Source organism: Novosphingobium sp. ZN18A2 (genome assembly GCF_036784765.1).
Classification (GTDB): Bacteria; Pseudomonadota; Alphaproteobacteria; order Sphingomonadales; family Sphingomonadaceae; genus Novosphingobium.
Genome location: NZ_CP136651.1, coordinates 1,772,304 through 1,785,816, shown reverse-complemented (window position 1 = coordinate 1,785,816; position 13,513 = coordinate 1,772,304). Strand labels below are relative to the sequence as shown.

12 protein-coding genes are annotated in these 13,513 nt (G+C 64.5%); 8 read left to right on the top strand and 4 right to left on the bottom strand.

Going from position 1 to position 13,513, the window contains the following annotated elements; all coding sequences use genetic code 11:
- Positions 1–9: 9 nt before the first annotated feature.
- A complete protein-coding gene (pedF, locus tag RXV95_RS08665; RefSeq protein WP_338465655.1) occupies positions 10–453 on the bottom strand; it encodes a cytochrome c-550 PedF in 444 nt (147 codons plus the stop codon).
- 173 nt (positions 454–626) lie between these two features.
- On the opposite strand from pedF, the gene RXV95_RS08660 reads away from it, so the two are divergent.
- From RXV95_RS08660 to RXV95_RS08640, 5 genes are all read left to right on the top strand, one after another.
- On the top strand, positions 627–1,610 hold the full coding sequence (locus RXV95_RS08660) for a PQQ-dependent catabolism-associated beta-propeller protein (RefSeq protein ID WP_338465654.1): 984 nt from the start codon (positions 627–629) through the stop codon (positions 1,608–1,610).
- 154 nt (positions 1,611–1,764) lie between these two features.
- Positions 1,765–3,180, top strand: coding sequence for a porin (locus RXV95_RS08655; protein ID WP_338465653.1), 1,416 nt, complete (start codon positions 1,765–1,767; stop codon positions 3,178–3,180).
- Positions 3,181–3,392: 212 nt separating this feature from the next.
- The gene (locus tag RXV95_RS08650) at positions 3,393–5,435 is read left to right on the top strand and encodes a TonB-dependent receptor (RefSeq protein ID WP_338465652.1); all 2,043 of its coding nucleotides are present in this window, start codon (positions 3,393–3,395) and stop codon (positions 5,433–5,435) included.
- A 2-nt stretch (positions 5,436–5,437) separates the two neighbouring features.
- Positions 5,438–5,965 carry a cytochrome b gene (locus RXV95_RS08645; protein WP_338468536.1) on the top strand — a complete coding sequence of 176 codons (528 nt, stop codon included), beginning with the start codon at positions 5,438–5,440 and terminating at the stop codon, positions 5,963–5,965.
- Positions 5,962–8,238: a TonB-dependent receptor gene (locus RXV95_RS08640; RefSeq protein WP_338465651.1), complete on the top strand. Its 2,277-nt coding sequence runs from the start codon at positions 5,962–5,964 to the stop codon at positions 8,236–8,238. The genes RXV95_RS08645 and RXV95_RS08640 overlap by 4 nt, the downstream gene beginning before the upstream one ends.
- A 232-nt stretch (positions 8,239–8,470) precedes the next feature.
- Here RXV95_RS08640 and RXV95_RS08635 read toward each other — a convergent pair whose 3' ends face one another.
- Together RXV95_RS08635 and RXV95_RS08630 are read right to left on the bottom strand one after the other, a co-directional pair.
- Positions 8,471–9,427: a quinoprotein relay system zinc metallohydrolase 1 gene (locus tag RXV95_RS08635; protein ID WP_338465650.1), complete on the bottom strand. Its 957-nt coding sequence runs from the start codon at positions 9,425–9,427 to the stop codon at positions 8,471–8,473.
- Positions 9,424–10,206: a quinoprotein dehydrogenase-associated SoxYZ-like carrier gene (locus RXV95_RS08630; protein WP_338465649.1), complete on the bottom strand. Its 783-nt coding sequence runs from the start codon at positions 10,204–10,206 to the stop codon at positions 9,424–9,426. Before RXV95_RS08630 ends, RXV95_RS08635 begins: the two co-directional genes overlap by 4 nt.
- A 103-nt stretch (positions 10,207–10,309) precedes the next feature.
- On the opposite strand from RXV95_RS08630, the gene RXV95_RS08625 reads away from it, so the two are divergent.
- Complete coding sequence (locus RXV95_RS08625) at positions 10,310–10,876, top strand: rhodanese (protein ID WP_338465648.1); 567 nt, start codon at positions 10,310–10,312, stop codon at positions 10,874–10,876.
- 30 nt (positions 10,877–10,906) lie between these two features.
- Positions 10,907–11,203, top strand: a complete 297-nt coding sequence (locus RXV95_RS08620) for an EthD family reductase (RefSeq protein WP_338465647.1) — start codon at positions 10,907–10,909, stop codon at positions 11,201–11,203.
- A 94-nt stretch (positions 11,204–11,297) separates the two neighbouring features.
- Here the strand turns inward: RXV95_RS08620 and RXV95_RS08615 are convergent, their stop codons facing one another.
- Complete coding sequence (locus tag RXV95_RS08615; protein WP_338465646.1) at positions 11,298–11,954, bottom strand: c-type cytochrome; 657 nt, start codon at positions 11,952–11,954, stop codon at positions 11,298–11,300.
- Between the two features lie 298 nt (positions 11,955–12,252).
- Between RXV95_RS08615 and RXV95_RS08610 the strand changes: the two genes are divergently transcribed.
- A complete protein-coding gene (locus RXV95_RS08610) occupies positions 12,253–13,479 on the top strand; it encodes an HlyD family secretion protein (RefSeq protein WP_338465645.1) in 1,227 nt (408 codons plus the stop codon).
- The last annotated feature ends 34 nt before the right edge of the window (positions 13,480–13,513 follow it).

Here is a 13,513-nt window from a genome sequence, read left to right as displayed (position 1 = left end):
CGCCTCCGCTCAATCGTCGGTATGGACGGTTTCGAGCCACGAACGGATGGCCCATCCCGCTTTCTGCCCAAGGATCGGGCCAAGCGGCGGCATATAGACCTTTCCGTCGCGAACAGAGCCGTGTTGGTAGCGATAGATGAACCATTCATCGCCGGTGTCGCCCTTTTCCAGAAGGCGAAGGTCCGGCGCGATGCCGCCCGATATCGCCTCAAGCCCGTGGCAGCGGGCGCAGTTCTGGCCATAGGCCGATTCGCCGATCTTGATGGCGGTGGGATTGCCGCGATAGGGATTGTGTTCGACCCAGTGATCGTTGCCGCCCGGAATATCGGGCAGCGCGCTGGTATCGACCGGCTGCGGCGTGACGTTGCCGTGCGCCCAGAGCTGGGTCGCGGCGGTCAGCGATAAGGTGAGCGCGGCGGCGGCGAGCGCGCCGCGACGAAACTTGGCGTTCATGATATCCGGCATCCTTCGTGTGGCCATGCTTTGGTGTGGCACTTGTGGACCGCCCGGCTCCCCTTCCCCGTCCCGGCCCGTTGTTTGCGCCACCGATTATGGCCAACCCGCGAAGCGCGGACATTGTACCTTGGTCTTATGGGATTGGCCTGCAACAGGGATAATCTGGCGCAATGAAGAGGATTCCCATGACTGGCGGGCTGTGCCTTGCACTTTTGGCCCATGCCGGAGCCGCCCGGGCCGAGATGCCTGCCGAAACCGCTTATGTGTCGAACGAGCACGGCAACTCCGTGACGGTGATCGACGTTGGCACCGGCAAGGCGATCGCCACATGGCCGGTCGGCCAGCGACCGCGAGGAATTGCCGTTTCGCGCGACGGCAAGTCCGTGTTCGTGGCCGCGGGGACCGACAACGAAGTGGAGGTTTTCGACCGGGCAACGGGCAAGCGCACCAAGATTCTTCCGTCGGGACAGGACCCCGAACAGTTCTATCCCTCGCGCGATGGCAAGCTGCTGTTCGTCGCCAACGAAAACGATGCGGCAACGACCGCGATCGACCTGTCCAGCGGCAAAGTTGCCTGGCAGGTGCCGGTGGGCAAGGAGCCCGAAGGCATTGCCGAAAGCCCGGACGGCAAATGGATGGTGGTAACCAGCGAAGACGATTCCACGGTCAGCTGGATCGACCTGACGACCCACCGGCCGGTCGCGACAACGGCAACAGAGGCCCGTCCCCGCCACGTGGTGTTTACCGCCGATGGCAAGCAACTTTGGGTCGCTGCCGAAGCGGCGGGCGTGGTGCAGGTGATCGACACGGCAACGCGCGCCGTTATCGCGACGATGCCGTTCGCGCCTCCGGGCGCGGCAAGTTACAAGGTGCTTCCCTGCGGCATAGAGTTCACGCCCGACGGCAAGACCGCCGTGATCGCGCTGGGCCGTGCCGACAACATTGCACTGGTCGACGTCGCCAGCCGCAAGGTGAAGGGATACGTGAAGGTCGGTGGCCGTCCCTGGCATCTAGCCATTACGAGGGACGGCAAGACCGCCCTCGTCGCCAACGGGATGAGCGACGATGTATCAGTTGTCGACCTTGCCCGGATGCAGGTCACGCAGACGATACCGGCGGGTAACGGTCCGTGGGGAATCGCACTGGTCGATTGACCGCATCGCGCGAAATCGTCCTGAGCGCGCGCGTCTTCTACCAAGGTCTTGCGACCAAGGTACAATTACCCAAAGTCCAATTTCTAGACGCCCCGGCACCGGCGCATCCTCATCCCGCCGCATCAGACGGCGGGTTCAACGAATGGGGGATACGATGCTCCGGAAGACATTGCTGGGCGGCACTGCCGCCATCGTGGTCATGGCCGTGACGGCCCCGGCCGCATACGCCGGAACCAGCGAGGCGCTGCTCAAGAAACTGCACGACAAGGGCATCCTCGATGACGCCGAATACCAGGCGCTGCTGAACGAGGAACAGGCCGAGGAAGCCAAGGCCGCACAGGCTGCCGCCACGCCTGCACCGGCCATGCAGCAGGCCCAGGCCGCGCTCGACGACAAGACGGTGGTTCACATGACCGACAGTGGCATCGGCTTCCAAGTCGGTGATGCGACGATCACGTTTTCGGGATCGGTCAACGGCTTCTATGTCCATGACAATCCCGATATGGCAAGCGCGACAACGGCCGTCGCGGGCGGCATCGCCAATGTCGGCGGCAACAACTCCAGTGCGGTGCGCAACGGCCTTTTGCCGGGCTTCCTCAAGGTTGACGTAACGACGACCCAGGGCGGCTGGGACGTGGGCGCGCATTTCGGGATGTATCCGGGCATCAACTCTGCCGCATGGGGACCGCTCGGCGCCAACAACGGCGGCCAGCCGACCGCGCTTGCCACCGCGGGCATCGATTTCCGCCAGACTTACCTTACGCTCGGTCGCAAGGGCTTTGGCACGGTAAAGATCGGTCGCGACATCGGCCTGTTCGGTTCCGACGCGATCCTGAACGACATCACGCTGCTTTCGTCGGGCTCGCCCGGCGGCAACGTCGCGCCCGCGAATACCACGCTGGGCCGGATCGGATCGGGCTATATCTACACCGATTTCCAGCCTCAGATCACTTATACCACGCCCAGCTTCGGCGGATTCCAGGCATCCGCCGGCGTGTTTCAGCCGCTGGCCTCGCTCACCGCCCCGGCACAGAGCAATTCGGAGCCCGGCTTTCAGGGCAAGCTGACCTATGACGGCAAGTGGAGCGATATCGCCGCGCACCTGTGGCTGTCCGGGATCACCCAGAAGCACGATACGATCTCGGGCGTCAGTTATACCGGGCGCGGATTCGACGCGGGGGCGAAGATCACCGTGGGGCCGATTGCGGCGCTGGGTTATTACTACAACGCCACCGGGCTTGGCACGACCGTGCTCAACCTGCTCGATACCGATGCCGTGGGCAATCCGCGCGACAGCCACGGCTTCTATGCCCAGGCGCTGGCGACGTTCGGCAAGATCGGCATCGGCGGCAGCTATGGCGCCAGCTTCCTCGACTATGCCAACGCGGCGGATGCGCTCGCCAACCCCACGCTGGTGCGCAAGAATTCCAGCTGGGTGGGACAGGTTCGCTATAACATGACAAGCTGGGTCACGCTGATCGGCGAATATGTGCATTCGAAGGCCGAGGCGCACAACGGCAACGAGGCCAAGAGCGATGCGCTCGCGCTTGGCGGCATCCTGTTCTTCTGAAGCGATGCACATGAAACCGTGCGACGCCGATCCGCGCAATGTCAGGGCTGACGAAGGCGCAACAAGCGTCTAGGAGGCCCGCAACAGGCGGCCACGGAAACGTGGCCGCCGACGCATCTGCGCCGATACCGTCAGGCCCATGTCAGCTAGACGGATGAGAAGCGGCGCCGTGAATCGATATCAGGCATGGAAACCGGGAGGGAAGCGGCGCCATGGATCGTAATTTCGCCAGACGGGCGGGAACATTGCAGGCGCGGGCCTTCGTTTCGCTGATCGCGCTGGTCGCAAGTGCGGGCGTCGCACACGCCGACGAAGCGGACGAACAGCCGATCATCGTAACCGGCTATGGCCTGGACGATACGCCCGCCACGCCCGCCTATGACGTGCAGGTGATCGACAAGGACCAGATCGATCTTGCCGCATCTGGTCGAATCGAGGACGTGTTGTCTTCGGCGGCAGGGTTCCAGCAGTTCCGTCGCTCGGACAGCCGATCGTCAAACCCCAGCGCACAGGGCGTTACGCTGCGCGCGCTGGGCGGCAACGCGACAAGCCGGGCAAGCGTGATCCTCGACGGGGTGCCGCTGGCCGATCCGTTCTTCGGCTACATCCCGTTTTCCGCGATAGATCCCGCACAGATCGCCGCTGTCCGCGTAACGCGCGGCGGCGGCAGCGGGGCGTTCGGTTCGGGCGCGGTATCCGGCGTGATCGACATGGCGAGTGCCGGCCCCGACCAGATCGGCCTGTTCAGCGGTCAGGCGCTGGTTGACGACCGCGGCGAGACGCAGCTTTCCGGCGTCTTCGCGCCCGAACTGGGTGAAGGCTTTGCCGTGGTTTCCGGCCAGTGGAACCGGGGCCGCGGGTTCTGGACGACACCGGAAGACCAGCGCGTGCCCGCCAGCGCCCGCGCGAAGTTCGACCAGTGGTCGATAGGTGCAAGGGCCGTCGCCCCGCTGACCGATACGGTGGAACTACAGGCGAAGGTTTCCGGCTTTTCCGACCATCGAACCTTGCGCTTCCAGGGTGCGGACAGTGCCTCGACCGGCCAGGACGCGAGCATCCGCCTTGTCGGACGCGGGAACTGGAAGTTCGATGCGCTGGCCTATGTCCAGGCGCGCAATTTCGCCAACGTCGTCATTTCATCCACGCGATTCGTGAAAGTGCTGGACCAGAGCGCCACGCCTTCGACCGGCCTTGGCGGCAAGTTCGAACTGCGCCCGCCGGTCGGCGATGCGCACGTGCTGCGCATCGGTACGGATTACCGCAAGTCCAGCGGCGAATTGCAGGAACAGCCCTATTCCGCTTTCAGCGGGCAAATGACCGCCATGCGCCGTGCGGGCGGCGCCAACACGGACCTGGGGTTCTTCCTTGAAGACGACTGGACCATCGGCCCGGTCGTCCTGACCGGCGGCGTGCGCACCGATCGCTGGACGATCCGCGGCGGCCACTACATCGAACGCGCGCCCAACGGATCGATCACCACCGACAACACCTATGCCGACCGCGACGGTTGGGACACCACTTTCCGTGGCGGCGCGGTCTTCAACGTGACCAAGGCAGTGCGCCTGCGCGCCGCGGCCTATAGCGGCATCCGTATGCCGACACTGAACGAGCTTTACCGCCCGTTCGTTGTGTTCCCCGTGGTAACGGAGGCGAATGCCGACCTGCGCAACGAACGGCTTGTCGGCTTTGAAGGCGGTGTGGACGTCATGCCGGCCGAAGGCGTCATGCTTTCGGCAACGGCATTCGACGACCGCGTGAAGCACGCCGTCGCCAATGTCACGATTGCGACCAACCTGCGCCAGCGCCGGAACCTGGATGCCGTCCACGCGCGGGGGTTGGAACTGAACGCGCACGTTTCACGCGGCACGATCTCGTTCGACGGCTCGCTTGCCTATACGGACGCGACAGTGGAAGCGAGCGGCGTGGCCGCCGCGCTTGACGGGTATCGCCCCGCGCAGACGCCCCAGATCGCGGCCAGCGGAACCGTTGCCTGGCGCCCGGCGAAAGGCTGGACACTGGCGGCCACGTTGCGTCACATCGGCAAGCAATACGAAGACGACCTGCAGACCAACGTGCTGCCGGCCTACACCACATTGGATACGTATTTCGCCATTCCGATCGTGCCATCGGTGTCTTTGGTCTTGCGCGGAGAGAACATAACGGATGAAAAGGTGGTGACCCGCAATCAGGACGGGTCGATTGACCTTGGCGTGCCCCGCACGCTGTGGGTCGGGTTCAAGATCGGAGTCCGTTGACCATGACCACCGCCAATGCCGTTGCCCGCTATAACGCCGTGGCCCGCGCGCTGCACTGGATCATCGCGATCCTCATCATCGTAAACCTCGCTCTTGGCCTCGCGCATGAAAGCCTGCCCAAAGCGTGGAATGTCATGACGTGGCACAAGTCTTTCGGGCTTTCGGTGCTTATCCTCACGGTTATCCGGATTCTCTGGCGCTTTACCTACAAGATGCCGCCCTGGCCGGCCACGATGCCGCAATCGCAGGTGGTGATCGCCAAGCTTACGCACCTTGCGCTCTATTTCCTGATGCTGGCGATGCCGATTACCGGCTGGATTTTCTCGTCGGCCGGCAAATACCCGATCGCGCTGTTCGGTATCCCCTGGCCCAAGCTGGCGGTAACCAAGGACATGGCTATCACCGGAATTTCGCATGAAGGGCACGAGATCCTGGGCTTCATCGCCATCGCGCTGATCGTGCTGCACATCGCCGCCGCGATCTATCACCACCGCGTCGTCAAGGACGACATCCTCAAGCGGATGATGTGACCGGATTGCTTCCCGCCCTGGCGGCCGTGCTGGCAGGCGCGGCGGGAAGCGAAACGGCCGCCGGCAACGCGCCGCCGGCCCATCCCATTGTCGTAACCGCACCGGGCGGTGCCATCGATGCCGACGAGGCCGATGGCATCGCCCGTTCCGTTCTGGAAGACGCCCCGCGTCCCGACATCGCGGCGACGCTCCAGCGCGAGGTTCCGGGCATCACATTGTCCGATCCGCAAGGAAACCCCTGGCAGGTCGGAATTTCGTGGCGCGGCTATACGGTTTCGGCCCTGCAGGGGACCGAGCAGGGTATTGCCGTCTATCTTGACGGTATCCGCTTCAACCAGCCGTTTGGCGATACGCTTTCGCTGGACCTTGTTCCGCAGGCCGCGCTGGTCCGCGCCGAAGTGCGCGAGGCAAGCCCGGTCTATGGACGCAACGCGCTGGGCGGAGTGCTGCTTCTGCAAAGCGCGACGGGGCGCGACCTGCCCGGCGTGCGCGCCAGCGGCTGGGTTGACGGGATCGGCGGCGTGGGCGGCAGCGCCAGCCTGGGCTGGTCGGGCGATGGCGGACATGCGCTGGCCATCGCTGAAGTTGTGAACGATCCGGGCTGGCGCGTTTCCAGCCCATCGCAGATCTATCGCCTTGCGCTGAGCGGCGGCATCGACCGCGCGAATTGGGGCATGACGGTCCGCGTAAACGCCGCCGACACCGATCTTGGCGGCAACGGCGTCGCCCCGGTTCAGCTTCTGGACGCGAAATACAACGCCGTGTTCACCCTGCCCGACAGCACGCGCACACGCTATGCCCGCATTGCCGCCCTGCCCTGGCTTGCGCTGACCGAAAGCACGCGCGTTGAAGGCGCGTTTGCGGCGAGCTGGATCCGTCGCAAGTCTTCGAACGGCGATCTCGCGGATTTCGGCCAATGTGAAACGGATGCCGGTTTCCTGTGCCTGGCAGACAATGCCGGAAACCTGACCGAGCGTTTGCTGAACGCCAGCGGCGCACCGCTGGCAACCGTGCCGGGAATCGACGAATACGCGGTCATCAATCGCGGCGACGAGTTGACGCGGTCGCAAAGCGCCGCGCTGCAATTGCTGGACGAGCGCGATACCGAACGCGGCAAACGCCGCATCGCAATCGGTCTGTCGTATGAACGCGCATCCACCCGCTTCCGCGCCGGTTCGGAGCTGGGCGAGCTTGGCGACGGACGGGTTATTTCGGGTCTCGGCCCCGTCATTACCTCGGCCGATGGCAGCATCACGCCGGTGGACGTGCAATCGGACATGAGCGATTTTGCCCTGTTCGCCAGCGCCGAAGTTCCATTGTCGCGCCGCTTGCGGGTGGAACTGGGTGCACGCTGGGCGGCCAACCACGTGAGGCTGACAGACCGCATCGGCACCGCGCTGAACGGGGCGCACACGTTCCGCCGGCTCAACCCCTCTGTCGAGTTCGACTATGCCCTGGCATCGCGCGTCTCGCTGAATGCAGGCTATGCCGAAACCAGCCGGACACCGACTCCCGCCGAGCTTTCCTGCGCCGATCCGCAAGCGCCCTGCGCCCTCGCCAGCTTTTTCGTGGCAGACCCGCCGCTGCGGCAGGTTGTCGCGCGGCGCTGGTCGGCGGGCGCGCAAGGTGGTGCGGACGCGCTCAAGTGGCACATCGACGTGTGGCGCAGCGATGCAAGCGACGATATCCGCCACGTCGCCTCGGGCGTGCGCGGGCGCGCCTATTTCATCAACGGCGGCCGCAGCCGGCGACAGGGCGTCGACCTTGGCGCGACGTGGACGAAAGGCCCGTGGCGCATCAATGCCGGATATGCCTTCACCGACGCGCGCTTCCGCGAAGGTTTCACGATCAGCAGCCCCGCTAACCCGGCAGCGGACTCAAACGGATCAATCGCGGTAATGGCAGGAGACCGGATACCCGGCATTCCCCGCCACACCGCCAATCTTTCGATCGCCTATTCGAAAGGCGCAATGGGCTTGTCGGCCGGGTTGCGCGCGCAATCCTCGCAAGTGCTGATCGGCGACGAAGGCAACGACAATGCGCCTGTCCCCGGCTTCGCAGTCGTTGACCTGGGCGCCCGTTATACGCTTGTCGGCGGCATAACGCTGAAAGCGGGGGTTTCGAACCTGTTCGACCGCCATTACGCGACCTTCGGCACGTTCAGCGAAGTGAGCGATATCGCCCTCACCGAAGCACCGGGCGCGAACGATCCACGCGCCTATGCCCCCGGCGCACCGCGACGCCTGACGGTCAGCCTGTCCGTTTCGCTTTAGGCCGTTTCGCTTTAGGCAACGTGAATGGCAGGCATGAAGGGATGGCGGCCGTTGCACACTTGCCCACCCCCAACCCCTCCCGCAAGCGGGAGGGGAGCGAGACTTGCGCCGCTGAAGGCGGTGCTAGTCGCAACGGGGTGGGCAAATGCGCAACCTCCGCAACCGCGTCGCTTCCCGAACGTCAACCTTTAGGTCGAACACACACCTAACTAAGCAGCCACGCGACCAATCCTTATCCGCCACCGATGCGCGGGAAGCGCTGGTCTTCAAGGCGCGGATAGAAGTGCGATACGCTGCGTTGCAGTTCATAGCGGCCGAAAGCCATTGCCGACAGCGACGCGGGGATCGGAATTTGCCCGGCTTCGGTCATGTCCAGCCCATCCGCGACCGCCTTGTGAAGCGAGCCGTCAAGCCAGACCAGCCATGCGCGCGTCTGGTCAACGCCCTCCTCGCCTGTGTCCAGCGGTCCGTGGCCGGGCACGATACGCTTGTGCGGAATCTTCGCCAGCGCATCCAGATTTCGCTCCCACAGGGAAAGGTCAGCGTCCGGCGTGGCGGGCGCACGATCATGGAAAACCATATCCCCGGCAATCAGCGTGCCGGTCTCCTCGTCAAGCAGCACAAGGTCCGACCGGGAGTGGCCTGAAAAGCGCCATGCCGTGATCCTGCGCCCGCCGAACGAGACATCGCCCGGCGATAACACGATCCCCGGCACTTCAACCTCTGTGCCTTTCATCCAGCCGGCAAGAATGCGGAACATTGCATCTGAATAGCCGCTGCCGTTCTCTTCGATGCCGTGGATCGTTTCCGGCAGCGCCGCCACAATCCGCCTGTCGAAGGCGCCGCATCCCATCATGTGATCGGGATGCAGGTGAGTGACGAACACGCGCGCGACGGCCTTGCCAGTCACCTTGCGCGCCAGTGCGCCAAGTGCCCGGCCATAGGCAAGCGATGGCCCGCAATCGACTAGGATCGCACCCTGCGCACTGTCGAGAATCACGGAGTTGGCGATTGCCCCGCCGTTGGAAAAGCGGATCGGCTCGTCAGCGCCGCGCACCAGCCAGACACCGGGTGCGATATTCGTTGCCGAGGGGGCATAGGTGCCGGCAAAAGGCTCGGCACGCAGCGCGCCGGACCACAGGAAAAAGAGCGCGAAAATCGCGATCAGCCTGCCCGGCCAAACCCTCACTTCGAACCCCCGCCATCTGGCAGGTTGCCTTCGAACTCGCGCCCGTTGGTATCGTGCAGGCTGATGGAAATGGGGCCGGGACGCGACGGATCGACCGCCAGCGTGAAGGCGGGGTCTTCGGACAGCGCGCCGTAAAGCACCATCCTGCCAAGCACCGTTCCGGCGGCATCGCGCACCGTCATCGCATCGAGGTTATAGGCGGGAACATTCTCGACCAGGCCGGTGTCCATCGGGTGGCGCACGGTGAATCGCAGGCGCACGTGGCCGCCTTCCTGCCATGCCTCGCCGCGCATCTCGCCCAGATGTTCCGCCCAGTCGCCCTTCACCCTCCCGCGCGGCGGCGCGGAACATCCCCCGCCCGCTGCGTCCACCCAGTTACCCGCGACGTGCCACGTGCCGTCAGCGGTCAGCACGGCCGCGCGTACCGGCGTTCGCTGGTCCAGCTTGATGCGCGTCGCGACATAGGCGGCAGCGCGCACCGGTGTGTAATCCAGCGCAACGGGAATGGGGTTGAGGTCTGCGAAGATAACGATCCGCCGCACGTCCTTTAGCGCGGTGGCATCGACGGCAACCGGAAACACGTGCTGATCCTCTGCCAGAACCGGCATTTCCATCTTCAGGGCCTTGTCGAAAACCACAGGCGCACCGCCGAACAAGCGTTTGGCGTGCATATCCCACATCGGAGACTTGAGCGGGTCTGCGGGATAGCCGGCAGCAGTCGCAAGACCGGGCGCGATCGTGCAAAGGAATGCCAGCAGAAGGAGTGCAGGTTTTCGCATCGGACCAAGGAACAATGTAGCCTGGCCCCGCTTCGCTCTACCATTGCACCTTCGGAGAATGACCGGGCGGAGAATGACCGGGCAAACAGCGCGGGAGGAAACGATGCGTGCAACAACCGCGATACTGGCCGCCGCCGCGCTGTTGCTGCCGCATTCGGCAACGCGGGCGGACCCATCGTCAGCCGGTGAATTCAATGCCGCGGGCTATCGCGCGGCGCGTTATCGCGCACCCGTCACGCGCGATCCGGCACCGGCGGCCAGGCTTGCCCTGCCCGCTGCCATGCTGCTCCACCCTGGCAAGGACGCGCAGTTTATCGACGTGCTTCCGGCGGAGGGCGGCGTGCGCGATCCCACCACCGGCGCGTGGCGGCTTGCCGCCAGCCATGTCACGATTGCGGGCGCGCTGTGGCATCCGGAGGCCGGGCGCGGTTCGCCCGATCCCGTCCTGTGGCGCGGACTTGTTGCGGCCGTGCGCAAGGCACGCCGCCGCGATCCCTCCATCCCGGTGGTCCTTTTCTGCCGCAGCGATTGCTGGATGGGCTGGAACGCCGCAAAGCGGCTTGCCAGCCAGGGGTTCTCCGGTGTCTGGTGGCTGGCGGAGGGAATCGATGGATGGCACGACGCGGGCGGAAAGCTTGTTCCGGCCATCCCGGCACGCGTTCACGAATGAACACCGTTTTTCCATAAAGAGGAGGAAGCCTTGGCAAGTATCGTTGTTTCATACCCGCGCAGCGGGGGCACAAAGTTCGATGCGGACTATTATGCCAAAACCCACGTGCCGCTCGCACAGAAGACGTGGGAACCACACGGCCTGACCGGAGCGGAAATCCTGTTTCCCGCCGACGATTCGCAGCCCTACGCGGCGATGGTGATCCTGCGGTTCGCCGACCAGGCATCGATCGACAAGGCAATGGGCAGCCCCGGCACCGCCGACGTGATGGGCGACGTTCCCAGGTTCACCGACATCCAGCCCAACGTGTTCCGCACAAACGACTGACCGACGCGGCCGCACACCGGATTGCGCCCAAAAGAGAATGCCCGCGCCACGATCTGCGTGACGCGGGCATTCGTTTATCCGCCCCGGGAGAGGGTTATCGGGCGGATTTGAGGTAAGCGATGATTTCGGCGCGCTTGGCCGGATCCTTGATTCCCGGAAAGCTCATGTATGTGCCCGGAACGTCCTTCATCGGCGCCTCGATCCAGTTGTCGAGAGCGGCCTCGTTCCAGGTCAGGCCGGATGCCTTCAGCGCGTCCGAAAAGTTGTAACCGGCGATCTCACCGGCCTTGGTGCCATAGACGCCCCATAAGTTTGGACCGATCTTCGCTGCCGCCCCCTTTGCCGCATTATGGCAAACCGCGCAGCGCGCGAACGATTTTGGCGGGGCAAGCGGCTCTGCATCGGCAACTTTCGCTGCGGGCGACGGTGTGGATTCGGGCTTGGGCGCTGTATTGGTATTGGGTTTGGCAGACGCCTTTGCCAGCGGTGTCGCCGATGCGCTTGGCGTCGGGGATGGAGCCGGCTTTGCCGTTGGCGTTGGCGCGGGTGCTGCCGGCTCTGCCGCAGCACTTGCCGACGCATAGCTCTCGGGCGCGGCAGAGGCCTCTTCCGCCGGCATCGCGCTGGCCTCCGCAGCCGCCGCTGCTGCCGCGGTCGCCTGCGCGTCGGGCGCCTTGCCCGAACATCCGGCAATGGACATGGCGGCAAGCGAAACGGTCACCGCGGTCATCAGTCTGGTCGTATGGCGCATATGCGTCCTCTCGGTTCTCCCCAAATCGCCAAGCCCATCGCACAGGCCGGGGCGGAACAACATTGAACTTTGGTCGGCCAGGTTTCCGGCCGGTCACCCGAACCAGCGCATTCGTCTGCACGGGAACGCTATTGCATTTGCCGGATTTCAACGCTGGCGGCAGCTTGCGAGTGCAGCCATTGCCCGCGCGCAACTGCGATTGCAAAATTTTCAATTGCAACATCTCCATTCCGACGCCAATTGTGCGGCGCAATAACTGAACGAAACCGTTTCGTTTTAATCTGGACAGATCCCGCTTATGGCCAATCCGAACGACACCGATCGCCCCGAAGACGAAACCAGCGCCGCGACCGCGCAAGGCCCGGGCGCGCAGACGCCTTCCGCCGAACCGGATTTCGAAGACGAAGATGCCGAAGACGAGGCGGATCGCGCCGCACGGAACGCGAAGCGCAAGCGCATGGGGCGCATTTTCATGGGTGTTCTCGCCATTGCGGCGGTGATCGGCGCATGGGAACTCTACAAATACGAAACGAACGGGCGCTATTTCCAGTCCACCGACGATGCCTATGTGAAGGCCGACAGCGTCGACATCTCGTCAAAGCTGTCCGGTTTCGTGCGCGCGGTTCCGGTCAAGGAAAACCAGCAGGTCGGCAAAGGCGCGTTGCTGGTCCAGATCGATCCGTCCGATTACAACAGCAACCTTGCGCAGGCGACGGCGCAGATCGACGTTGCCCGCGCGGGCGAAGCGGCCAACCGCGCGCAGGTGACGGAAGCGCAGTCCGGCGTCGCGCAGGCGCAGGCCGCGCTGGCCACCGCGCAGCGCGATCTTGCCTATTTCAAGGGCGAAGTCGCGCGCTATACCCCCCTCGCCGCGACCGGAGCCGAACCGGCACAAACGCTCGCCCAGTTCAAATCGAGCCGTGACAAGGCCGCCGCAGACGTCGCCGCGAAGCAGGCCGCGCTCAAGCAGGCGCGCGATCGGATCGCCGCCGTGCAGGCGCAGGTCGGCCAGTCGTCCGCCCAGATCGAGGCCGCGAAGGCCCAGGCGGACAACGCGCGCACCAACCTTGCGCAAACCACGCTTACCGCGCCGATTCCCGGTGAGGTCGCCAGCAAGACGGTGCGCGTGGGCCAGTTCGTCCAGCCCGGCCAGCGGCTTATGACGGTGGTCCCCGAACACCTTTACATCGATGCCAACTTCAAGGAGACGCAGATCGGCCTGATGCGTCCCGGCCAGCCCGTGACGATCGAGGTCGACGCGCTCTCCGGCGTCGAATTCCACGGCCACGTGGAGAGCCTTACGCCGGGAACCGGGGCCAACTTCTCGTTGATCCCGCCGCAGAACGCGACCGGCAACTTCACCAAGATCGTCCAGCGCGTTCCGATTCGCATCTCGATCGACGATGGCCCGGAATCGCGCAAGGTGCTGCGCCCCGGCCTGTCGGTCACGGTCTCGGTCGATACCCGCTCGGCCAGGGATTCGATCGACAAGATCAAGCAGGAACAGGCGAAGGCCGACAAGTGAGCACGGCTGCCGCCCTTCCCGGCGATGGTTCCGC